Annotated in this window: 19 protein-coding genes and 2 other RNA genes; 8 read left to right on the top strand and 13 right to left on the bottom strand. The window is 51.7% G+C overall.

Annotated features, from left to right (window positions below; translation table 11 throughout):
* Positions 1–36: 36 nt before the first annotated feature.
* The 5 genes from wbaP to yeaG form a co-directional block, all read right to left on the bottom strand.
* Entirely contained in the window at positions 37–1,503 is a 1,467-nt protein-coding gene (gene wbaP / locus WCC56_RS08185; protein ID WP_424691897.1) for an undecaprenyl-phosphate galactose phosphotransferase WbaP, read from the bottom strand.
* Between the two features lie 419 nt (positions 1,504–1,922).
* Positions 1,923–2,156, bottom strand: a complete 234-nt coding sequence (locus WCC56_RS08180) for a DUF1480 family protein (protein ID WP_424691896.1) — start codon at positions 2,154–2,156, stop codon at positions 1,923–1,925.
* A 104-nt stretch (positions 2,157–2,260) separates the two neighbouring features.
* Complete coding sequence (locus tag WCC56_RS08175) at positions 2,261–3,988, bottom strand: potassium/proton antiporter (protein ID WP_424691895.1); 1,728 nt, start codon at positions 3,986–3,988, stop codon at positions 2,261–2,263.
* Between the two features lie 291 nt (positions 3,989–4,279).
* Complete coding sequence (locus WCC56_RS08170; protein ID WP_424691894.1) at positions 4,280–5,560, bottom strand: YeaH/YhbH family protein; 1,281 nt, start codon at positions 5,558–5,560, stop codon at positions 4,280–4,282.
* 71 nt (positions 5,561–5,631) lie between these two features.
* Complete coding sequence (gene yeaG / locus WCC56_RS08165) at positions 5,632–7,566, bottom strand: protein kinase YeaG (RefSeq protein WP_013202443.1); 1,935 nt, start codon at positions 7,564–7,566, stop codon at positions 5,632–5,634.
* Positions 7,567–8,000: 434 nt separating this feature from the next.
* Here yeaG and WCC56_RS08160 point away from each other — a divergent pair, with 434 nt between their 5' ends.
* The gene (locus tag WCC56_RS08160) at positions 8,001–8,750 is read left to right on the top strand and encodes a MipA/OmpV family protein (protein WP_424691893.1); all 750 of its coding nucleotides are present in this window, start codon (positions 8,001–8,003) and stop codon (positions 8,748–8,750) included.
* Between the two features lie 81 nt (positions 8,751–8,831).
* Positions 8,832–9,683 (top strand): aldo/keto reductase, encoded by an 852-nt coding sequence (locus tag WCC56_RS08155; RefSeq protein WP_424691892.1) that lies wholly within the window; start codon positions 8,832–8,834, stop codon positions 9,681–9,683.
* A 50-nt stretch (positions 9,684–9,733) separates the two neighbouring features.
* Here WCC56_RS08155 and WCC56_RS08150 read toward each other — a convergent pair whose 3' ends face one another.
* Positions 9,734–10,612 carry a D-hexose-6-phosphate mutarotase gene (locus WCC56_RS08150; protein ID WP_424691891.1) on the bottom strand — a complete coding sequence of 293 codons (879 nt, stop codon included), beginning with the start codon at positions 10,610–10,612 and terminating at the stop codon, positions 9,734–9,736.
* Positions 10,613–10,680: 68 nt separating this feature from the next.
* Positions 10,681–11,676: a glyceraldehyde-3-phosphate dehydrogenase gene (gene gapA, locus WCC56_RS08145; RefSeq protein ID WP_424691890.1), complete on the bottom strand. Its 996-nt coding sequence runs from the start codon at positions 11,674–11,676 to the stop codon at positions 10,681–10,683.
* Positions 11,677–12,016: 340 nt separating this feature from the next.
* Here gapA and msrB point away from each other — a divergent pair, with 340 nt between their 5' ends.
* Together msrB and WCC56_RS08135 are read left to right on the top strand one after the other, a co-directional pair.
* Positions 12,017–12,427, top strand: a complete 411-nt coding sequence (msrB, locus tag WCC56_RS08140) for a peptide-methionine (R)-S-oxide reductase MsrB (protein WP_424691889.1) — start codon at positions 12,017–12,019, stop codon at positions 12,425–12,427.
* Positions 12,428–12,432: 5 nt separating this feature from the next.
* Positions 12,433–12,711 carry a YeaC family protein gene (locus WCC56_RS08135; RefSeq protein WP_424691888.1) on the top strand — a complete coding sequence of 93 codons (279 nt, stop codon included), beginning with the start codon at positions 12,433–12,435 and terminating at the stop codon, positions 12,709–12,711.
* A gap of 83 nt (positions 12,712–12,794) precedes the next feature.
* Here WCC56_RS08135 and pncA read toward each other — a convergent pair whose 3' ends face one another.
* From pncA to sppA, 3 genes are all read right to left on the bottom strand, one after another.
* The gene (pncA, locus tag WCC56_RS08130; protein ID WP_424691912.1) at positions 12,795–13,409 is read right to left on the bottom strand and encodes a bifunctional nicotinamidase/pyrazinamidase; all 615 of its coding nucleotides are present in this window, start codon (positions 13,407–13,409) and stop codon (positions 12,795–12,797) included.
* A gap of 8 nt (positions 13,410–13,417) precedes the next feature.
* The gene (ansA, locus tag WCC56_RS08125) at positions 13,418–14,437 is read right to left on the bottom strand and encodes an asparaginase (RefSeq protein ID WP_424691887.1); all 1,020 of its coding nucleotides are present in this window, start codon (positions 14,435–14,437) and stop codon (positions 13,418–13,420) included.
* A gap of 84 nt (positions 14,438–14,521) precedes the next feature.
* Positions 14,522–16,378 (bottom strand): signal peptide peptidase SppA, encoded by a 1,857-nt coding sequence (gene sppA, locus WCC56_RS08120; RefSeq protein ID WP_424691886.1) that lies wholly within the window; start codon positions 16,376–16,378, stop codon positions 14,522–14,524.
* Between the two features lie 193 nt (positions 16,379–16,571).
* Between sppA and WCC56_RS08115 the strand changes: the two genes are divergently transcribed.
* From WCC56_RS08115 to WCC56_RS08100, 4 genes are all read left to right on the top strand, one after another.
* Positions 16,572–17,123, top strand: a complete 552-nt coding sequence (locus WCC56_RS08115; RefSeq protein ID WP_424691885.1) for an NAD(P)H nitroreductase — start codon at positions 16,572–16,574, stop codon at positions 17,121–17,123.
* A 151-nt stretch (positions 17,124–17,274) separates the two neighbouring features.
* Positions 17,275–18,321 carry a selenide, water dikinase SelD gene (gene selD / locus WCC56_RS08110; RefSeq protein WP_424691884.1) on the top strand — a complete coding sequence of 349 codons (1,047 nt, stop codon included), beginning with the start codon at positions 17,275–17,277 and terminating at the stop codon, positions 18,319–18,321.
* Between the two features lie 16 nt (positions 18,322–18,337).
* Positions 18,338–20,251: a DNA topoisomerase III gene (locus WCC56_RS08105; RefSeq protein WP_424691883.1), complete on the top strand. Its 1,914-nt coding sequence runs from the start codon at positions 18,338–18,340 to the stop codon at positions 20,249–20,251.
* Entirely contained in the window at positions 20,251–20,622 is a 372-nt protein-coding gene (locus tag WCC56_RS08100) for a DUF1496 domain-containing protein (protein WP_424691911.1), read from the top strand. Before WCC56_RS08105 ends, WCC56_RS08100 begins: the two co-directional genes overlap by 1 nt.
* A gap of 120 nt (positions 20,623–20,742) precedes the next feature.
* Here the strand turns inward: WCC56_RS08100 and xthA are convergent, their stop codons facing one another.
* The 3 genes from xthA to WCC56_RS08085 all read right to left on the bottom strand — a co-directional run bounded on the left by xthA (position 20,743) and on the right by WCC56_RS08085 (position 21,980).
* The gene (xthA, locus tag WCC56_RS08095; RefSeq protein ID WP_424691882.1) at positions 20,743–21,561 is read right to left on the bottom strand and encodes an exodeoxyribonuclease III; all 819 of its coding nucleotides are present in this window, start codon (positions 21,559–21,561) and stop codon (positions 20,743–20,745) included.
* A gap of 165 nt (positions 21,562–21,726) precedes the next feature.
* A non-coding RNA gene (locus WCC56_RS08090) (RtT sRNA) lies at positions 21,727–21,823 on the bottom strand.
* Between the two features lie 60 nt (positions 21,824–21,883).
* A non-coding RNA gene (locus WCC56_RS08085) (RtT sRNA) lies at positions 21,884–21,980 on the bottom strand.
* Positions 21,981–22,119 lie beyond the last annotated feature (139 nt).

Below are 22,119 nucleotides of genomic sequence, written 5' to 3'. Positions count from 1 at the left end.
CACTGTGCGGGCATGACTCTCACTTATCTTACTGTTTTAATAAGCCCCATCGCGACGCAGCACCACACCTGCCGTTTTAAACAAAATGGCAATGTCAGTCCACAGGGCCCAATTCTTCACATACCAGGAGTCAAAATACACGCGAGTGTCGTAGTCAATATCGTTACGACCACTGACCTGCCACAACCCGGTCATCCCCGGCTTGGCCATCAGATAATAGTCAACGTCACCCGCATAACGCTCAAGTTCGGCTTCAATAACCGGACGCGGGCCAACCAGACTCATCTCGCCACGCATCACGTTCCATAACTGAGGTAGCTCATCCAGGCTGGTTTTACGCAGCAATGCCCCGATTTTGGTGACACGCGGATCGTTTTTGAGTTTGAAGTCTTTATCCCACTCGATACGGGCTTCTTCACTGGTCGCCAGCAATTCTTCCAATACTTCTTTCGAGTTGGTGACCATTGAGCGGAACTTCAGGCATTTAAACTTCTTCCCATCCTGTCCTACACGTTCATGACCATAGATCTTATTGCCACCATCACGACCCACCATCCAGCAGATCAGTCCAAATGCCGGGGCCAGCAGCAACAGCAGCAGGGAAGCCACTACAATGTCAAAGGTCCGCTTGAGGAAGCGGGAAGAGCGTTTTGCCAGATTGTTACTGACCCGCAGGATCATCACTTCATGGCTGAAGATAAAGGACATATCGGTACCGTACAGCGGAACACCACGCAGTGTAGGCACCACCGAGACCGAGCGGCATTTTTTCTTCGACAGCAGCTTCAGCCATTTATCACGCAGACCTTGCTGTTCATACTCCATTGCCACGATAAACTGGGTGTTTTCCAGGTCAACCGTATCCCAGACAATGTCTTTGGAGGTGATGACCGGGACACCGTTCATGCTTTCAGCACCAGTGTGGCCGTTAGAGGCGACAAAGGCGGTGACTTCATAACCCAGCAACTCTTCGCTTTGCAGCGCGGCATAAGCTTCACGGGCATTCTTTCCGGAACCGATGATGATGGTTTGCTTCTGCCACTGACCCGCCTTAATGATGGCGTGTTTTACGCTTGAGCGCAGCAGAGGAACCAGAATCAGCGCATAAGCCCAGGTGAAACTCCACAACATGCGGGAGAAGTCCCATTTTGAAAAGGCAATCAGCGCCAGATCAAGTAGAGAGAAAATCACCAGGGTTTTAATGATCTCTTTTAATTCAAACCAGAAGGGTTTGCGGTAAGTGTAATGACGTAACCGCATCCAGAACCAGGCGGTACAGACTACAGACATAACGAATTGCGCAATGAAGCGGATCTTCACTTCCTGAGGCGGGATGAATATATCTAAATCACCCCAAATACCTTGCACGGTAGCCGCGGATAAAAACAGGGCCAGATTAATGGAGATTAAATCTGAAAGACTTAAGGTAATCTTGGCAATAATGTTTTTTCGGGTGCCGCTAAACGCACGGCGACGGTCATTCAGTACCAGAGTACTTGCCATAGTGCCTGCTCTCTTTTCTTTAAGAATCAGTAACCTGACGAGGTTGAAGCACGCGTTCAGGCGTAAAAATATTGATACTAATTCCAACAGGATCAATAAATTATTCTTGGTAGCTCGCCGCATTCAGTGCGAGAAGAACAAATGAGACAGTAATGAAACATACAGCAGCGGAAATATCACTCTGTTTCATCATGAAGCAGTAGGACGAGTATGCCGGAGTTGTTTGAGTTAGTTAATACGGGAAATTCCTAAAAGTGCTGCTTATGTGAGCAAAATGAAATTAAGATTAATACCGGGGAAACGAAGCGGGTTAATAGCGATAAATCCCTGCACTGTGACGGTTTAATAACAAAGAGAGGGTATTTTAATGAAGGGTTCACCGCCACGAGAAATCGCCACGGTGAGGAGGGCAAAAAAGATCAAGCCGGTTTTTTTAGTATCCAGCGATCCTGCTGTTTGTCATAATGCCCGATGGCCAGTTCGACGGGCTTGCCGTCAATCCATGCTGGAACGCTGGTTTCATCATCCCACCCGTCTAACTGGTAGCTCAGGCTCGGATTAGTGTGGCAAGGAATGCTGACGGTCTCCACATTCTGCGCATCCAGTTCTGCGTCGATGATTTCATAACGGCCAATCTTGACGATATGTCCCATGATAGTCTCCTCTTTAGTCCAGACACGAACTTTAAGCGTAGACGTTATCCGCAGGAGAGCGAGCCAACAGGACCAGGAATAGTCCTTGTCTTAGTCCTCAGCCGTTACTCTTTCTCTTCAGCGACTCTCACACCAATCTTCACAATCTCGTTGGCCTCTTTCTCTGCCACGGTCCAGATCATGTTTTTCCATTCCACCTGGTCACCCACTACCGGTGCGCCACCAATCATGCCAGCAATAAGATGGCCCAGCGTCTGCTGTACGTTAGTCTCTTCGTCCAGATCGATACCATAGATTTCAGAGACATCATGCAGTCGGGCATCAGCCTGAAGGATAAAGTCGCCGAAGAAACGTTGATCGAGTGAAACCGGTGGCGACTGGCTGAACAGTTTGCCTAACTCCGGCAGGTCCTTTTCACGGCCAATGATGCACAGCACATCGCCTTCACGCAGGCGGGTATTACCGGTTGGATGGAGCAGAAGATTATCGCGAAACAGAGCGGCAATTCGGGTTTCCCTTGGCATCTTAAGATCGCGCAGAGCGGCGCCTACGCACCATTTGTCCGCACCCAGTTGATAGACAAACTGCTCCCAGGGATTTTCTGGATGAATATCCAGACCCACGCGGGAAATTGGCGAAGCCGTAGGAGGAATAATCACTCTTGCCTTACGGGCGGCAAAGCCCAGAGAGGTTCCCTGCACCATCAGGGAAACCAGCACCACAAAGAATGCGATATTGAAGAACAGGGGGGCATTCGGCAATCCAGCCATCATCGGGAATACGGCAAGGATGATCGGAACTGCTCCGCGCAGACCCACCCAGCTGATGAAAAATCGCTCGCGAGTACTGAAGCCCCGGAACGGCAACAGGCCAATATAGACCGACAGAGGGCGGGCAAATAGGATCAGCCAGGCCGAAAGCATCATCGCTGGCAGGGCAATGTTCCACAGGTCTTTAGGATTGACCAGCAGTCCCAACACCAAAAACATGCCAATCTGGCTCAGCCAGGCCATGCCGTCAAAGGTTTGCAAAATACCGTGACGGTTGCGAATCGGACGGTTACCCAACAGGAAGCCACAAAGGTACACGGCCAGGATGCCGCTACCTTCCAGCACGGTTGTCAGGGCAAAGACCAGGATGCCGCCACTGACAGCCAGCAAAGGATAGAGGCCGCTGGCAAGCGAAATGCGGTTTATCAGCTGTTGCAGTGCCAAACCGCCGCCCAGCCCCAGCACAATGCCCAGGCCAAATTGTTGAATAAGATGGACGACAAACATCCAGTCAATGCCCGTACGGCCCTGCTGGATCATTTCAATGAGGGTAATGGTCAGGAACACGGCCATTGGGTCGTTACTGCCAGATTCGATTTCCAGCGTGGCGCTGACACGTTCGTTAAGGCCTTTACCGCCCAGCAGAGAGAACACTGCCGCCGCATCGGTGGAGCCAATAATGGCACCGACCAGGAAGCCATCAATCATATTCAGGTTAAACAACCAGGCCGCAGCCATACCTGTCAGCCCGGCGGTAATCAATACGCCGATAGTCGCCAGCGATAACGCCGGGCCTAACGCGACTTTGAATGAGCTGGCCTGGGTTCGCATCCCGCCATCAAGCAGGATAACGGCCAACGCCAGGTTACTGATCAGATAAGCGGCGGGGTAGTTATTGAAGACAATGCCACCGATACCGTCAACGCCAGCCAGCATGCCCAGCGCAAGGAAAATGACCAAAATTGGAATACCAAGCTTTGAAGAGAAGGAACTCAGCAAAATACTCGCAGCAACCAGCACGGAACCGATGATAAACAAACTGTAAATTGCGCTGGCTTCCAAGGGGGCACTCTCCTGTAGGTGGTAAAGGCTTTCTTTAACAGTCTGTTATAATAACCTGGTGAATGTCAAAACGTCGGTGCATTTCGTTTACCCCGTGTGGACATTTTTCTTAATAATAGAGAATAACGCAAAAGAAAGGGGGGCAAATGCCGTTCAGTGCGCATGAAATGTGGGTTATTTGCAGGATTGATTGAAAAATGTCGGGCAAGGGGGGATTTTAACACACTTACGGTAGGCATAGTGAGTTAAGCCAGTAAAGGTCTTACTGGCTTAGGCGAAAGGCCAAGGGGATCAGTAGTTCTCTTCAGCCTGCTTATGGAACAGTTCACGGAAGACGGGATAGATATCTTCTGGCTCACGAATGTGTTGAATGGCGAAGTTATCGAACATCGCCTGCAGATGTTCATACTCGCGCCACAAAGTCTGGTGAGCGCGCCTGGTAATCTCAATGTAGCTGTAATAACGCACCACTGGCAGGATATTTTTGGCAAGGATCTCATGACAAAGAGGCGAGTCATCTGCCCAGTTGTCACCATCGGAAGCCTGCGCCGCGTAGATGTTCCATTGTGCCGGATCGTAACGCTCCTTCACGACTTCATCCATCAGCTTCAAAGCGCTGGAAACGATAGTGCCGCCAGTCTCCTGCGAGTAGAAGAACTCCTGTTCATCAACCTCTTTCGCCTGAGTATGGTGACGGATATAAACCACATCGACATTCTTGTAAGTCCGGCTCAGGAACAGATACAGCAAAATGTAGAAGCGCTTCGCCATATCTTTGGTGGCTTGATCCATGGAGCCGGAAACGTCCATCAGACAGAACATCACTGCCTGACTGGAAGGCTCAGGACGTTTCTCAAAGTTTTTGTAGCGTAAATCGAAGGTGTCGATAAACGGCACGCGTTTAATACGAGCACGCAGTTCAGTAATCTCTTTACGCAGACGATCTTCTTCCAGCAGTTGCGCTGGTTCGGCGTTCTCGATCTCCTTGAGCGCTGTTTCCAGTTCCCCAAGCATCCGACGTTTACCCGCGGTCATCGCGGTGCGGCGAGCCAACGAGTTTTGCAGCGACTTCACTACGCTGATGTTGGCCGGCACGCCGTTAGCGGTATAGCCAGCGCGGTGCACTTTGTATTCATTAAGCTGACGATGCTGATTTTTTTTCAGATTCGGCAGCGCCAGGTCTTCAAACAGCAGGTCGAGATATTCATCTTTAGAAATGTTAAAGACAAATTCGTCTGAGCCTTCACCGTCCTGGCTGGCATTACCCTGACCACTTCCGCCGCCACCGCCGCCACCCTGAGGGCGCTCGACACGGTCGTTCTGCACAAAATGATCGTTACCCGGGTGAACACGGTGGCGCTGGCCGCCGCGACCCTGATGGAAACTTGGTTCGTTAATGTCATCAATGGGAATAGAGACGGATTCGCCGCTTTCAACGTCAGTAACCGAACGCTTATTGATGGCCTCGGAGATCGACTGTTTTATTTGCGACTTATAGCGGCGCAAGAAACGCTGACGATTCACCGCGCTCTTGTTTTTGCCGTTAAGACGCCGATCGATAAAATAGGCCATAACTCCCCCAAACATCGTTGCAAGCTGGGTCGGGTTTCCCCGACCCCTTAAGAAGACTTCTCAGGCAACTATCAGGATGATTTTCTGACTCGCAGATACCATTCGCACAGCAGGCGAACCTGTTTGCGGGTGTATCCTTTTTCCATCATGCGATCAACGAAATCATCGTGTTTTTTCTGTTCATCCGTGGACGTTTTAGCGTTAAAGGAAATGACCGGCAACAGCTCTTCGGTATTAGAGAACATTTTCTTCTCAATCACCGTCCGCAGTTTTTCATAACTGGTCCAGTTCGGGTTGCGGCCACTGTTATGGGCACGGGCACGCAGCACAAAGTTGACGATCTCATTACGGAAGTCTTTAGGATTACTGATCCCTGCTGGTTTTTCGATTTTTTCCAGTTCCGCATTCAGCGATTCTCGATCGAATAGCTGGCCGGTGTCCGGGTCACGGTATTCCTGATCCTGGATCCAGAAATCTGCGTAGGTGACATAACGATCGAAAATGTTCTGTCCGTACTCAGAGTAGGATTCCAGATAAGCCGTCTGGATCTCTTTGCCGATAAACTCAGCATATTTCGGGATCAGGTAGCCTTTCAGGTGCTCAAGAAGCTTCTCTGACTGCTCCTGTGGGAACTGCTCACGTTCAATCTGCTGTTCCAGTACGTAGAACAGGTGCACCGGGTTAGCTGCCACCTCGGCATGATCGAAGTTGAACACGCGTGAGAGGATTTTAAAGGCAAAACGGGTCGAAAGACCGTTCATCCCCTCGTCCACACCGGCGTAATCACGGTACTCCTGATAAGACTTGGCCTTAGGATCGGTATCTTTCAGGCTTTCGCCATCATACACCCGCATTTTAGAGTAGGTGCTCGAGTTCTCTGGCTCTTTCAAACGCGAAAGAATGGAGAAGCGGGCTAAGGTTTCCAACGTGCCCGGCGCGCAAGGAGCATGAGTCAGCTCACTGTGGTCAAGCAGTTTGGTGTAGATCTTGATCTCTTCAGAGACCCGCAGGCAGTAAGGCACCTTGACGATATACACACGGTCAAGGAACGCTTCGTTGTTTTTGTTATTACGGAAGGTGACCCACTCAGATTCGTTCGAGTGAGCAAGGATAATCCCGTTAAACGGCAGGGCTGAAATCCCCTCAGTCCCGTTATAGTTACCTTCCTGTGTGGCGGTCAGCAGAGGATGCAGCACTTTAATCGGTGCTTTAAACATCTCTACGAACTCCATGATCCCCTGGTTGGCCCGGCACAGTGCGCCTGAGTAACCGTAGGCATCAGGATCGTTCTGCGCATGATTTTCCAGCTTGCGGATATCCACTTTACCGACCAGCGCGGAGATATCCTGATTGTTCTCATCGCCCGGTTCCGTTTTGGCAATGGCCAACTGTTCCAGAATAGAAGGCCAGACTTTCACCACTTTAAAGCGTGAAATATCCCCGCCAAAATCATTCAGGCGTTTTGCTGCCCAAGGCGACATGATGGTGCCAAGGTAGCGACGAGGAACACCATATTCCTTCTCAAGAATATTGGCATCTTCCTGTGGGTTAAAAAGACAGAGTGGATGGTCGTTTACCGGGCTGCGCTCGCCATCAGCACTCAGGACATAAATAGGCACTCGCTGCATAAGCGATTTGAGTCGCTCTGCCAGTGAGGATTTACCGCCACCTACCGGACCCAGCAGATAGAGGATCTGTTTCTTCTCCTCAAGCCCCTGAGCGGCATGTTTCAGGTAAGAAACGATTTGTTCAATCGCCTCTTCCATACCGTAAAACTCTTCGAAAGCAGGGTAACGCGCAATGACACGGTTAGAGAACAGGCGGGAAAGGCGTGGCTCCTGAGCAGTATCCACCATTTGTGGCTCACCAATAGCCATTAATAGTCTTTCTGCCGCGTTTACGTATGCACTGCGATCCTGCCGACAAACGGTAAGAAATTCCTGCAGTGTGAACTCTTCGTCCTTGGCAGCTTCGTAACGCTGACGATAGTGATCGAATATATTCATAGCGATGCCCGTCCTTTCTTTTTTAGCACAGGTACCAGGAGCCTAAGTGAGGTTAGCCCCTGAAGGAACTTAATCATTGAGTACAGCAACCCTTATGCCAACCTGACGTTTTTTTATCGGGTTACACAAAACTCAGGGGTACTCTTCTCGGTAAAACTCAGCTTCTTTCAATAAAGCGTAGTTGGCATTTAAGAAATTTCCTGAACCTCAAGTTATTTTCGATGAGATTTCAATAACAAAGTCAGAAACCGGGATAGCGATAACCTTGCAGGATGCGGGTTAACAGAATTTTGTAAATAAGCCAAAACCCTCAGGGAGAGTCCCCTCATCGCAAAATTGATTCTACGTGCTACAGAACGTGTAAATTTTTAACCAAAACCCGGTTGACTGTTAAACTAGCCACTTGATTGTTATATTTATGGAATGAATTAATTGTGAACTATTTCAAAGTTAGCGCGCTTGCTGTGCTTTTACCTTGTTCTTTTACCGCCTTTACGGCGAATGCCAACCCGTTAACCCTTGGTGCCTCGGTGATTTACAGCCAAAGCCCGTATAAAGGTGGCGAAGGCCGTTATTACCCTTTCCCGATCGTTAACTATGAAGGTGACAGCTTCTATATCCGCAGTCTGACAGCAGGTTACTACCTGTGGAAAGACCAGCAGAATCAGCTTTCCCTGACTATCCTCGGTTCCCCGCAGAACTTTGATCCGGATGACACTAAAGACAAGCGTCTGAAAGCGCTGGATAAACGTCATATGACCCTGATGGGCGGTGTGACATATCGTCACACGGCGGAGTGGGGCATTGTGCGTACGGTGCTGGCTGGCGATATGCTGGACAACAGTGATGGCTTCCTCTGGGATCTGACCTACCTTTATAAGTTCCAGATGGGCGCGCTGAGCCTGACGCCGGGCATCGGTGCGATTTACAGCAGCGATAATCAGAATGACTACTATTATGGTGTCTCCAAGAGCGAATCGCGTCGCAGCGGGCTGAACAGCTATGAAGCAGAAGGGAGCTGGAACCCGTATCTGGAACTGACTGCGGCTTACAGCATCAACCAGAGCTGGAATGCCACCTTGTCCGGTCGCTACACCCGTCTTAGTGATGAAGTGAAAGACAGCCCGATGGTGGACAACAATTCTCAGGTCACTCTTTGGACCGGAATCAGTTACACCTTCTGACCCTCACCTGTTGCACTAAATAAGGGCGCTTTGCGCCCTTTTGCACGATTGTGGGGACCAAAAAACGTGCAGGAGCCTCCAATGAGCAAATCCATTATCTTTTCAGGTCATCCCCCTTTACCGGCTATTGGTCAGGGAACCTGGTTTATGGGCGAAAATGTCAGCCAACGCAAACAAGAGGTGGCGGCATTACAGGCCGGACTGGAGCTTGGACTGAAGGTTATCGACACCGCAGAGATGTACGCAGAAGGCGGGGCAGAGGAAGTGGTTGGCGAAGCGCTACAAGGTCGAAGGGAAAGTGCCTGGCTGGTGTCAAAGGTTTATCCCTGGAATGCCGGTCGTGAAGATGCGGTAGAGGCCTGTGAAAGAAGTCTGAGGCGTTTAAAGACCGATTACCTTGATCTCTATCTGCTGCACTGGCGGGGCAATGTGCCGCTGGAAGAAACTCTTCGTGCAATGGAGTCTCTGCAGGATGAAGGCAAAATTCTTCGCTGGGGCGTTTCAAATTTTGACAGCGATGACCTTAGCGAATTGTTGTCAGAGGAAGGCGGTGCGGCCTGTGCGGCAAATCAGGTTTTGTACCATCTTGCCTCCAGAGGGATCGAATACGATTTACTCCCTGACTGCCAGCAGCAACAGATTCCGGTTATGGCCTACTGTCCGCTGGCGCAGGCAGGACGTCTGCGGCATGAACTGCTGACGCATCCCGTGCTTGAAGCGATTGCACAACAAAAGGGCATCAGCGTGGCTCAGGTACTGCTGGCATGGGTGATCCGCAAAGAGGGCGTCATGGCGATACCCAAAGCGAGTTCTGTTGCACATGTTGCTGAGAATGCCGCTGCGCTTGATGTGACTTTAACCAGCGAAGAGTTGGCACTGATCAATCAGGCTTTCCCACCGCCAACAGAAAAAATGCCGTTGGATGTGGTCTGAACAACGCCAGGGGAGACACTGATTTCCCCCGGCATAGCCTGCACAGATTATCAGCTACTCTTACGAATCCGTAACGTTGCCGCCAGGCGGGAAGGGGATTCCCCTGCGCTTATCATCGGCTGCGAAATATGTGCCGTCTCAACACACACCATCGTCTTGTACCCTTCGTTAGCCATATCTCCCATACTGCAGGAAAGTTCCGGCCCTGGGTTCCAGGTGACAACGTCACTATGGTGGTGATGATAGACTTCAATCACTCGTTTACCGGCTTTATCGTTGATGATGCTGCAATCTTCGGGATGCGTGTGGATGCGGTCAACCCGGTCTGGATAGGTTTGCTTCCCATCCGCTGAAGTGCCTTCAGTGCCGTTAGCGACTTTATCGATAAAGCTGGTGCCTAACCCACTAACTTCCACTCCGTCGATGTCTGCCACGCAGAAATAGCTGTGCAGGGCGGCGGTAGCTTCAAAATCACCGTGCGCTTCCAGTTCAATCTCACAACGGTCTGCAAAGCGGAAACGGGCGAACAGCGTGAAGTCATGTGGCCACAGCTTTTTAGTCTGTTCGTTGCTCTCCAGCACCAGCGTCAGCATCACGCTCTCGTCATTCTCATCGTGCGCTGAAAGCGTCCACGGCAGAGAGCGAGCAAAACCGTGAGCAGGTTCACCCGCAGGGCCGAACCATGGCCAACAGATTGGCACGCCGCCACGAATTGCTTTCCCGGCTGTCCATGCGGTTTTCTCACTCAGCCAGATGACCGGCTTCTCGTCAGCAGGTTGCCAGGCAATCAGCTGGGCACCTTGTAATGTGACGGCCGCGCGGACTTTGGGATGAACGATCACCACTACGGGCAAATCGCCGATTTTGCGCTGGGAAATATACGGTGTTATCTGTTCAATAACGGGAAGCGAAAAAATCTTTTCGTTCATCTGCATTCCTTACCTTCAGCGAAAAAAAAAGGGCGACCGTAGTCGCCCTCATCATCAGTACACGTCGCTTATTTAGCGATGTGAGCAACCAGGTCCAGGACCTTGTTGGAGTAACCAGTTTCGTTATCGTACCAGGAAACCAGTTTCACGAAAGTGTCGCTCAGTGCGATACCGGCTTTCGCATCGAAGATAGAAGTCAGCGTTTCACCGTTGAAATCGGTAGAAACCACTTCGTCTTCGGTGTAGCCCAGAACGCCTTTCATTTCGCCTTCAGCGGCTTCTTTGATTGCTGCACAAATTTCTTTGTAAGAAGCAGGCTTAGCCAGACGTGCAGTCAGGTCAACTACGGAAACGTTAGGGGTAGGAACGCGGAACGCCATACCAGTCAGTTTGCCGTTCAGCTCAGGGATCACTTTACCTACAGCTTTAGCCGCACCGGTAGAAGAAGGGATGATGTTCTGAGATGCGCCGCGGCCGCCGCGCCAGTCTTTGTGAGACGGGCCATCAACGGTTTTCTGAGTAGCGGTAGTGGCATGAACAGTGGTCATCAGCGCTTCAACGATACCGAACTTGTCGTTGATCACTTTAGCCAGTGGTGCCAGGCAGTTAGTGGTGCAAGATGCGTTAGAAACGATATCCTGGCCAGCGTAAGATTTGTGGTTAACGCCCATCACGAACATAGGGGTGTCATCTTTCGATGGACCAGTCAGCACAACTTTCTTCGCGCCTGCTGCGATGTGTTTACGGGCAGTTTCGTCGGTCAGGAACAGACCAGTTGCTTCTGCAACAACATCAACACCCACGTCGCCCCATTTCAGGTTAGCTGGATCACGCTCAGCGGTAACACGGATGGTTTTGCCGTTAACAACCAGTTGGCCGTCTTTCACTTCTACGGTGCCGTCGAAACGACCGTGAGTAGAGTCATATTTCAGCATGTAAGCCATGTACTCTGCGTCCAGCAGATCGTTGATAGCAACGATTTCTACATCAGAACGCTGCTGAGCAGCACGAAAAACGATGCGACCGATGCGGCCAAAACCGTTGATACCAATTTTGATAGTCATATATTCCACCAGCTGTTGTTAGTGAATAAAAGGTTGGCTGTAAAATTACAAAAACCTTACCAGGCGTCAAGCGGAATCGCTTCAAGAGTTGAGACAAATCAAACCTTCGCACAGGAATATTCGTCAAAAAGCCCATTCCTTGACCACCACTAAAGCTACATGTTGGGTCGTCTTGCCCGAATATAAAGGGGTGATGAATTCAAAGGGTGATCTAAGTCACATTTTCGTCTTCGGATCACTTTCAGACTCCGCCTGAGACGAAAAAAAGCCCTTACGTTGTTAAGTATTTGTTAGAATACTAGCCGATATTTTCAGATTCACACTGCCAGAGACCCCTAAAATGGCTAAAGACCCGAACGAATTGACCCCAGAGACCGACCTGAGCGAGATGCAGCGCTATGTCACCCAGCAGCGCGGCACCGAACCGCCTTTCTCAGGCAAGTTGTTACACAACAAAGGTGAAGGAATTTATCACTGCCTCGTGTGTAATTCGCCCCTGTTCCTGTCGGAATCAAAATATGATTCTGGCTGCGGCTGGCCAAGTTTCTATCAGCCATATCATGATGATTCGATTAAATATATTGAAGATGAATCACACGGTATGCAGCGCATTGAAATCCGTTGCGGCAACTGTGATGCCCATCTGGGCCATGTGTTTCCGGATGGCCCGCAGCCTTCAGGCGAGCGCTATTGCGTTAACTCAGCGTCATTAAGTTTCTCCGACGAAGATGGCAATAACATTAAGGGATAACGGCAATGGAACTGGATGAGATGATTGCGTCCATGACCCCGGAAGTCTACCAGCGGCTGGTTACGGCCGTTGAAACCGGGAAATGGGCCGATGGCGTGGCGCTTACGCCCGAACAGAAAGAGAACAGCCTGCAGCTGGTGATGCTCTGGCAGGCTCGTCATAACGACAATCCGCAACATATGAGTGTCGGGAAGGGCGGCGAGATGGTGATGAAGAGCAAAAAACAGCTGAAAGACGAGTTCGGCATCATTGACGATCACGTCACTCGCATCAAGCTCCAGTAATTATTCCAGCAGGAATAATTTGCGGTTACAGGGGCTTTTATCCCAGTCCCCTGTAACGCTTTCAACTGCATTCCCTGCCTTGCTCAGACAATGATGGCCCCTTTGGCCGCCATCTCCGCCAAAGCGCGCTCAGCGTCTTTAGCTGCAAGATTTACCCCTCTGCAGCCAGCGGACAGCACGGTAACCGTGTATCCCAAAGTCAGGGCATCCAGCACGCTGTATTTGACGCAGTAATCTGTAGCCAGCCCCATAACCGTTAAGGCGGTGACCCCTTGTGCTTTTAACAGGGAATCCAGCCTGGTCTTCTTGCGATGTCCGTTATCAAAGAACCCGCTGTAGCTGTCTATCTGCGGGTCTTCGCCTTTGTAAACCCGGTCAGTGATAAAGCGTTGTTCAAGAGCAGGATGCAGCTCTGCACCGTAACTCTGCTGGATACAATGATCTGGCCACCAGACTTGAGGCAATCCTGCCAGTTCGCCTTCAGTCCAGGCTGGCTGCCCGGCAGTCGACGCAAAGCTGCCGTGACTGGCAGGATGCCAGTCAAGGGTGGCTATCACCGGCTGTTGACGCTGGCTGAACTCCGCAGCATAAAGATTGGCAATCGCTACGGTGTCTTCACCTTCCTTCACTGCCAGCGCGCCACCGCCGCAAAAGTCATTCTGTAAATCAATCAGAAGCAAAGCCTGCCGGGTAGCCATCATTTTTATCACTTCTCGTCAGGAGTCAGTTCACCGCGCAGATTGACCTGCATCAGTCGCCGTACCTCATCACTTGAGAGGTTCTGGCTTAGCAGGAAGTGCAGCTTGGTCAGCGTCGCTTCCACCGTTAAATCATAGCCACTCACCACGCCAGCCAGCGCCAGCGCGTTGCCTGTAGCGTAACCCCCCATATTCACTTTACCGGACATACACTGCGTCAGGTTTACCACCACAATGCCACGGGCGGAAGCTTCTTTCAGCTCTTTCAGGAAAGCCGGGTTTTGTGGTGCATTGCCAACGCCGTAAGAGCGCAAAATCAGCGCCTTCACCGGCTGCAGCAGAAAGTTACTCACCACGTCTGCAGAAATTCCCGGATAAATTGTGACCACACCAATTGGCTGCGGAGTGATCGGATGCACAATCAGCTCGCCATCACCAGTAGGTGCAGGTGGGGTGTTCAGGCGGCGAATATGGATCCCTGCTTCCAGCAGCGGAGGCAGATTAGGCGAAGCGAAAGCGTTGAAACCATCTGCATGGGCTTTGGTGGTGCGGTTGCCACGGTACAGCGTGTTGTTGAAGAACAGCGCCACCTCATTGATCGGATAATTGGCTGCAACGAACAGCGCATTCAGCAGATTTTGCTGACCATCGGAACGTAACTGTTCCAGTGGGATTTGTGACCCTGTCACGATAACCGGTTTAGCCAGATTCTCTAACATAAAAGAGAGCGCCGAAGCGGTGAACGCCATGGTATCCGTGCCATGCAGGATCACGAAGCCATCATAGAGGTCGTAATGAGTGCGGATGTCGTCCGCAATCGATTGCCAGTCCAGCGGCGTCATGTCTGACGAATCAATCAGCGGCTGATACTCATGGATCGTAAAATCGGGCATTTCGGCGCGATGGAACTCTGGCATATTGGCCAGCTGTTGCTGCAAATGTCCGGAAACGGGGATGAATCCCTGCTCGGAACGCTGCATGCCAATGGTTCCGCCAGTGTAGGCGACGTAAATAGATTTCTTTTGCATGACTCACTCAGGCTTGCCGAAAAGGCGAAGTATAAGGGGAATGGAGAGGAAAAGCAGCCCGACCAGATGGCCGGGCTGGCTGTTTTATTTCACCTGCGCACAGGTCAGACACATGGCGTAGCGGTTTTGCGGATCGTTCAGGTTATCAAACAGACCCGGTTGGTTTCTCATTGAAGCCATCACGTCGACCATTGGGGCTGGCAGATAGGCCTTCAGCGTTTCAGGTAGCGCTGCACGGGCAGAAACGTCCATCTGGCTGAACAGCAAGTCCATAAAGTTGGGAGCATCCTGATACCAGTTAAGCCTGGCGTCTTTCAATTTTGCCAGCTCGGCAGCTTTCGCTACGGCATCGTCAAAATCCCCCATCGCGTCTACCAGACCGTTGGCTTTGGCATCGGTTCCTGTCCAGACGTGGCCCTGAGCAATCTGGTCGATCTGCTCTGGCGTCTTGTTACGGGATTTGGCAACCAGGCCAAGGAAGTTCTTGTAGCCGTTCTCAATACTCATCTGCATCATCTGCTGCACTTCTGGCGGTAACGCCTTGGTAGTAGAGATATCAGCCAGCGGCGAAGTGGAAACGCCATCAGTGTGCACACCAATCGAATCCAGCGTGTTCTCAACGGTATTGATAACGCCAAAGATACCGATAGAACCGGTAAGGGTGCTTGGGCTGGCGATGATGTAGTTAGCTGGCGTAGAAACCCAGTAACCTCCTGAAGCCGCCATGCCGCCCATTGAAACAACGACTGGTTTGCCGGCTTCTTTCGCGGCAGCCAGCTCTTCACGGATGGTTTCTGAGGCTGTCACGCTGCCGCCAGGGCTGTTAACGCGGAAGACAATCGCTTTGATTTTAGGGTCAAGGCGTGCTTCGCGGATCTCCATGGCGGTCGTGTCTCCACCCACGCTACCAGCGGTTTCTTCACCATCCATAATGGCGCCGTTGGCCAGAATGACAGCAATGTTGCCCTCCGTTGAACCGTTATCCTTCACCTGATAATCGTAGATGCTGGTGCCTTTGAAGTCTTTTACCTGCTTATCCCAGCCAAAGACTTTGGTCAATTGCTGATCGACCAGCGAGCGGGAAGCCAGTTCATCCACCAGTTTGCTGTCTTTAGCATAGACCGCCGTATCGCCACCGACTTTCTGCAAACCATCCAGCACGCCCTGAGCGCCAGGGAACAGCTGTTCTGGGGTAATCTGACGGTTAGCAGAAACGGTGTTGAGGTAGTTCTGCCACAGCTCACCAATCCAGCGGCTGTCAGCATCACGCGCAGCAGGGGACATATCGTCGCGCAGGAAAGGCTCAACTGCCGATTTATAGGTGCCAACACGGAACACGTGTGAGCTGACTTTCAGCTTATCCAACAGCGATTTGTAATACAGGCCATTGGTAGCAAAACCATGCAAATCGACGGTACCCTGCGGGGAAAGGTAGATTTTGTTGGCGAAGCTGGCGAGGTAATATTGCGCCTGGCTGTAGCTGTCTCCGGTGGCGTAAATCTGTTTGCCGCTGTCACGGAATTCGCGCAGCGCTTTGCCAATGTACTGCAGGGACGGCTGATCGGCACCCGCGAAGTCACGCAGATCTAACACCATACCGGTGATATTCGCATCGCCTTTTGCCTGGCGTATCGCATCAACTACGTCAAACAGCGAGTTCTCTTTCAGCTTGTCGCTGCTGGAGCCCAGAAGCTGGCGACCAATTTTGCTGAGCTTGTTACTGACGGAAGGCTTATCAACCACCACGCCACTCAGATCTACGATCAACGCCCCTTTCTGCGGTTCCACAGGCGTGGAAGATCCGCTGAACTGGAAATAAATTCCAACGCAGATCAGGATCAGTACCACCAGGAACAGGTTGAGAATAAATTCCCGAACGAAATTCAGTAATCGCCAGGTCCATTTGAAAAATTTAGCGATAAATCGCCACAAAGTGCGCATATCAACTCCATAATCGCGATAAATAAGCCCGGTAAAGGGGCGATGCCAGCGGGCGGAGTGGCCCAAACCGGGTGGGAATGCTGACATCCTAAATAGCAGGGGCCTAATTGTCAGCAGGAAAAAGCGGAATGCTGTAACAAATCATCATCCTGTGCTAGTTTCAGCTAAATGAAAATCATTATCAGGAGGAATTATGGACGCACTGGATTTACTGGTTAACCGCCGTTCAGCGGCACGTTTAAGCGAGCCAGCACCGGCCGGAGAAGCGCTGGAAAACATTATGCGCGCAGGAATGCGGGCACCTGACCACGGCACAATGCAACCCTGGCGTTTTATCGTCATTGAAAATGAAGGCCGTGAGCGTTTCAGTGCCTTACTGGAAAATGCCGCCCGCGAAGATCGGATGGAAGAAAAGGCGATCGAAAAAGCAAAACAGTCGCCATTCCGTGCCCCGATGATCATCACCGTGGTGGCACATTGCGAAGAGAACGCAAAAGTCCCGCATTGGGAGCAAGTTGTTTCAGCGGGCTGTGCGGTGATGGCAATGCAGATGGCTGCCGTCGCTCAGGGCTTTAACGGCATCTGGCGCAGCGGAGCCTGGACCGAGCATCAGGACGTGCGTGAGGCATTCAACTGCCGCGACCAGGATGTCATTGTCGGTTTCCTTTATCTCGGCACGCCGCAATTAAAATCCTCCACGACTGTCATTCCTCCAGAGACAACCCCGTTTATTAGTTATTTCTGAGTGACATCTCTCTTCTGAACCTTCAGGGTGATAGCCAGCCCTGATTTTTGTCGGGATAATGAGCGAACAGTCCCGAAACACTAAGCTGAGGCTTACTCCTGTCGGACGAAAGCGCTACCATAATGCCGGTAAACCAGGAGGGAAGTTGCCCATGAGTGATAACGCGATACGCCTGACGCAGTACAGCCATGGTGCTGGCTGCGGCTGTAAAATTTCACCCAGCGTGTTGGAAACCATACTGCACAGCGATCATCCGCTGCGCAGCGATCCCAATCTGCTGGTGGGTAACGAAACTCGCGATGATGCGGCGGTCTACGATCTGGGTAACGGAACGGCGATCGTCAGCACCACCGACTTCTTTATGCCGATCGTAGACGATCCTTTCGATTTTGGCCGCATCGCCGCCACCAATGCCATCAGTGATATCTACGCGATGGGCGGAAAGCCGATTATGGCGATTGCTATCCTCGGCTGGCCGCTGGACAAGCTGGCGCCTGAAATTGCCCGTAAAGTGATTGAAGGGGGACGCAGCGTCTGCGCCGACGCGGGTATCTCGCTGGCTGGCGGTCACTCAATTGATGCCCCAGAGCCGATCTTTGGTCTTGCCGTTACTGGGGTAATTTCGCCTGATAAAGTGAAGAAAAACAGCTCTGCTCAGCCTGGCTGCAAACTCTTCCTCACTAAACCGCTTGGCATTGGCGTGCTGGCTACCGCCGAAAAGCGCGCAAAACTGAAACCGGAACATCAGGGGCTGGCCACTAAAGTCATGTGCCAGCTGAATAACGCTGGCGCGGGCTTCTCCGAAATCGAAGGCGTGACCGCGATGACTGATGTCACCGGTTTTGGCCTGATGGGGCACCTTAGCGAAATTTGCACAGGCTCCAGTCTGCAGGCCAATGTCTGGTTTGATCAGGTTCCGGCCTTGCCAGGCGTGGCAGAATACATTGCTCAGGGCTGCGTGCCCGGCGGCACAGATCGTAATTTTGCCAGCTACGGCCATTTACTGGGCGCAATGAGTGATGAACAGCGTAAACTGTTGTGCGATCCGCAAACCTCTGGTGGCCTGCTGTTAGCCGTAAAACCAGAAGCGGAAAAAATCGTTATCGAAAGCGCCGGGGCGATGGGGATCACCCTCACTGCTATCGGGGAACTGCTGCCGGCAACTGCCGGACGTGCGTTAATTGAAATAGTTTCCTGAAGGAAGTCACTGCCGGATGCGTTTGTTTATTGCCGAAAAACCCAGTCTTGCCCGCGCCATTGCGGATGTTTTACCCAAGCCTCATCGCCGGGGCGATGGCTTTATTGCCTGTGGCCAGGATCAGATGGTCACCTGGTGCGTAGGTCACCTTCTGGAACAGGCTCAGCCAGACAGCTATAACAGCCGTTTTGCCCGCTGGTCGCTGGCTGACTTGCCTATAGTGCCGGAAAAATGGCAGCTAAAGCCCCGTCCATCGGTGGCCAAACAGCTCAATGTCATCAAGGGCTTGCTCGAGCAGGCTACTGAAGTGGTGCACGCAGGTGACCCGGACCGTGAAGGTCAGCTGCTGGTGGATGAAGTGTTGGACTATCTGTCGCTGCCGCCAGAAAAACGCGCCAATGTTCAGCGCTGCCTGATTAACGATCTCAATCCATCCGCTGTAGAGCGTGCGGTTGGCCGCCTGCGCGCGAATAAAGAATTTGTCCCGTTGTGTGTGTCTGCTCTGGCGAGAGCAAGGGCAGACTGGCTCTATGGCATCAACATGACGCGTGCCTACACTTTGTTGGGTCGCAACGCAGGCTATGATGGTTTGTTGTCTGTAGGACGCGTACAGACTCCTGTGCTGGGTCTTGTGGTTCGCCGTGATGAAGAAATTGAAAACTTCGTGGCGAAAGACTTCTTCGAAGTGAAAGCCCATATCGTCACGCCAAAAGACGAACGCTTTGTTGCGCTCTGGCAGCCGAGCGACTCTTGCGAGCCTTATCAGGATGAAGAAGGGCGCTTATTGCACCGTCCACTGGCTGACCATGTGTTGGCGAGGATTGGTGGGCAACCGGCCAATGTCACCAGTTATAACGATAAAAGAGAGAACGACACTGCGCCTTTGCCGTTTTCGCTCTCGAGTTTGCAGATTGAAGCCGGTAAGCGCTATGGGATGAGTGCGCAAACGGTACTGGATACCTGCCAGAAGCTGTATGAAACCCACAAGCTGATTACCTATCCCCGCTCGGACAGCCGTTATCTGCCGGATGAGCACTTTGCCGGTCGTCACGCCGTTCTCAATGCCATCAATGCACACCAACCTGACCTGAAACCTCCTGCGGATTTTGACAGCGATCGCCGTAACCGCTGCTGGGATGACAAAAAGGTCGATGCTCACCATGCCATCGTCCCGACAGCCAGAAGTTCTCAGGTCAGGCTGACTGAAAACGAAAGCACCATTTATCGTCTTATTGCCACGCAGTACCTGATGCAGTTCTGTCCCGATGCGGTGTACCGCAAATGCGTGATTGAACTGGATATCGCCGGGGGCAAATTTGTGGCCAAAGCCCGCTTCCTGGCTGAGGCCGGCTGGCGTTCATTGCTGGGAAGCAAAGAGCGCGATGAGGAAAATGACGGTACTCCGCTGCCTGTGGTTGCCAAAGGCGATGAGTTGTTATGTGAACGGGGCGAAGTCGTTGAGAAGCAAACTCAACCACCGCGACCGTTCACTGATGCGACCTTGCTTTCAGCAATGACGGGCATCGCGCGATTTGTTCAGGATAAAGATCTAAAGAAAGTACTGCGTGCGACCGATGGTTTAGGAACAGAAGCCACGCGCGCCGGGATTATTGAATTGCTGTTCAAGCGAGCCTTTTTGTTTAAGAAAGGGCGCTATATTCACTCCAGTCCCGCCGGGCGGGCGCTGATCCACTCGCTGCCAGAAATGGCGGCGCGTCCAGATATGACCGCCCATTGGGAATCCACGCTGACTAAAATCAGTGAAAAGCAGTGTCGCTATCAGGACTTTATGTTGCCCCTGGTCGAAACGCTGCATAATCTGATTTATCAGGCCCGGCAGCAACCTGCTGCACATGCGTTCCGTGGGCTTCCGGCGGCTGAACCGAAAAAGCCGCGCCGCAAGGCGACAAAAGCGAAGGAAACTGAGTGATGAAATTAACAGGCGCAATCATGCTGACAGGACTGTTGCTGGTCAGCAGCTCACTGTATGCCGAAGGTCAGGGCTGGAATCTTGGCACCGGGCACGGCAACGCTGGCGGTAATCATAACGGTAACCATCAGGGCAATCAGGGGAACAGCAACACTAGCAGCCCCAATGCTGATGTGGTGGTCGATATGCCACCAGAGGTCTGGACACAAGGACAGAACAACAATCAGCCGCCTTGTAATACTTGCTGTACTTATGAAAACCGCAGCTATACCGAAGGGTCTGTAGTGAAAATGGAAGGGGTGTTACTGCAGTGCTCGCGTGATGAGAAGTCTTACGGGACAAATAACCTGATCTGGAAAACCCTCAAGTAACTTATCGTCCAACCTTTCTGAAATAAGAACCACAGAAGCCAGCCAGTTTCTCTGTGGTTCTTTTCTATTTATGTCTTACGACCTCTGTCTTAGCGGCCGCTTAGCTGTGTCACTGCGTGACTACTTTGCTTCTTCCAGATTGAATTGTGCCCAGATTGGCGCATGGTCTGAAGGTTTTTCCATCCCGCGAATAGCGTAATCAATGCCGGTTGCCACACAGCGTTCAGCAAGTGGCTGACTCGCCAGCACCAGATCGATACGCAGCCCCCGATTGTCATCAAACCCTTTTGAACGGTAATCAAACCACGAGAAGCGATCGTTAACTTCCGCATTCTCTGCGCGCCAGGTATCCACCAGGCCCCAGCTCATCAGGCGATCCATCCATTCACGCTCTTCCGGCAGGAACGAACATTTACCGGTGCGCAGCCAGCGTTTGCGGCTGTCTTCACCAATGCCTATATCCAGATCAGTTGAGCTGATGTTCATGTCGCCCATAATCACCACCGGATTGGTCGGCTTTTGATCGTTCTCGAGGTAGCTTTGCAGATCGCGGTAAAACTTATCTTTAGCTGGGAACTTGGTGGGATGGTCGCGGCTTTCACCCTGCGGGAAGTAGCCATTCAGCACAGTTAACGTGCCCATTGGCGTAGCGATGTCCGCCATAATCATACGACGCTGAGCTTCTTCATCATCGCCAGGGAAGCCACGACGCACGGCAAGGGGCTCGGCTTTGGTCAACAGGGCGACACCATAGTGGCCTTTCTGACCGTGATAGAAGACGTGATAACCGAGTTTAGACACTTCTTCCAACGGGAACATATCGTCATGCACTTTGGTTTCCTGCAGGCCAATCACGTCTGGCTGATGCTGCTCAATGATGGCGGCAAGCTGATGCGGGCGGGCGCGCAGCCCATTGATATTAAAAGAAACAAATTTCATTGTGCTGACCATATGTCGAAGGAAACAGGGTTCGGATGGTAGCAAAAAAACGGCTGGTTAAAAACCTCTTTAGGCGGATGGGAAAGGGGCAAGGAACAGGTCTTTGGTAAGGGCAGGGTTAGGTTAGGGCTTGAAGAGACATGCAGTAGGTAATTCGTTCTGGGGCTATGAAATGGGAAGGATTTTTCGTCGCTTTGCGACTCACCCTCCGGGTCAAACCTTCGAGGTCGAAGGTTCTCATCCTCCCCCGTGGGGAACATGCAAAACTGTACTCTGCATAGAGGCGCTGGAGTGATATGAGATGGTTGAGTTTCTAGTGGAGCTCTGGAATGGGAAGGATTTTTCGTCGCTTTGCGACTCACCCTCCGGGTCAAACCTTCGAGGTCGAAGCTTCTCATCCTCCCCCGTGGGGAACATGCAAAACTGTACTCTGCATAGAGGCGCTGGAGTGATATGAGAGGGTTGAGTTTCTAGTGGAGCTCTGGAATGGGAAGGATTTTTCGTCGCTTTGCGACTCACCCTCCGGGTCAAACCTTCGAGGTCGAAGCTTCTCATCCT

It is taken from the genome of Erwinia sp. (genome assembly GCF_049696395.1).
Classification (GTDB): domain Bacteria; phylum Pseudomonadota; class Gammaproteobacteria; order Enterobacterales; family Enterobacteriaceae; genus Erwinia.
Note: the sequence above shows the minus strand (reverse complement) of the source record. Positions and strands in the feature narration are given on the sequence as shown.

What these genes read in the sequence shown, in the direction of transcription:
- WCC56_RS08100 (WP_424691911.1), top strand. Translation starts at nt 20,251, where the DNA reads ATGAAATTAACAGGCGCAATCATGCTGACAGGACTGTTGCTGGTCAGC.
- WCC56_RS08135 (WP_424691888.1), top strand. Translation starts at nt 12,433, where the DNA reads ATGGAACTGGATGAGATGATTGCGTCCATGACCCCGGAAGTCTACCAG.
- WCC56_RS08150 (WP_424691891.1), bottom strand. Translation starts at nt 10,612, where the DNA reads ATGAACGAAAAGATTTTTTCGCTTCCCGTTATTGAACAGATAACACCG.
- WCC56_RS08105 (WP_424691883.1), top strand. Translation starts at nt 18,338, where the DNA reads ATGCGTTTGTTTATTGCCGAAAAACCCAGTCTTGCCCGCGCCATTGCG.
- ansA (WP_424691887.1), bottom strand. Translation starts at nt 14,437, where the DNA reads ATGCAAAAGAAATCTATTTACGTCGCCTACACTGGCGGAACCATTGGC.
- msrB (WP_424691889.1), top strand. Translation starts at nt 12,017, where the DNA reads ATGGCTAAAGACCCGAACGAATTGACCCCAGAGACCGACCTGAGCGAG.
- WCC56_RS08155 (WP_424691892.1), top strand. Translation starts at nt 8,832, where the DNA reads ATGAGCAAATCCATTATCTTTTCAGGTCATCCCCCTTTACCGGCTATT.
- yeaG (WP_013202443.1), bottom strand. Translation starts at nt 7,566, where the DNA reads ATGAATATATTCGATCACTATCGTCAGCGTTACGAAGCTGCCAAGGAC.
- WCC56_RS08170 (WP_424691894.1), bottom strand. Translation starts at nt 5,560, where the DNA reads ATGGCCTATTTTATCGATCGGCGTCTTAACGGCAAAAACAAGAGCGCG.
- WCC56_RS08115 (WP_424691885.1), top strand. Translation starts at nt 16,572, where the DNA reads ATGGACGCACTGGATTTACTGGTTAACCGCCGTTCAGCGGCACGTTTA.
- wbaP (WP_424691897.1), bottom strand. Translation starts at nt 1,503, where the DNA reads ATGGCAAGTACTCTGGTACTGAATGACCGTCGCCGTGCGTTTAGCGGC.
- WCC56_RS08180 (WP_424691896.1), bottom strand. Translation starts at nt 2,156, where the DNA reads ATGGGACATATCGTCAAGATTGGCCGTTATGAAATCATCGACGCAGAA.
- xthA (WP_424691882.1), bottom strand. Translation starts at nt 21,561, where the DNA reads ATGAAATTTGTTTCTTTTAATATCAATGGGCTGCGCGCCCGCCCGCAT.
- pncA (WP_424691912.1), bottom strand. Translation starts at nt 13,409, where the DNA reads ATGGCTACCCGGCAGGCTTTGCTTCTGATTGATTTACAGAATGACTTT.
- gapA (WP_424691890.1), bottom strand. Translation starts at nt 11,676, where the DNA reads ATGACTATCAAAATTGGTATCAACGGTTTTGGCCGCATCGGTCGCATC.
- selD (WP_424691884.1), top strand. Translation starts at nt 17,275, where the DNA reads ATGAGTGATAACGCGATACGCCTGACGCAGTACAGCCATGGTGCTGGC.
- sppA (WP_424691886.1), bottom strand. Translation starts at nt 16,378, where the DNA reads ATGCGCACTTTGTGGCGATTTATCGCTAAATTTTTCAAATGGACCTGG.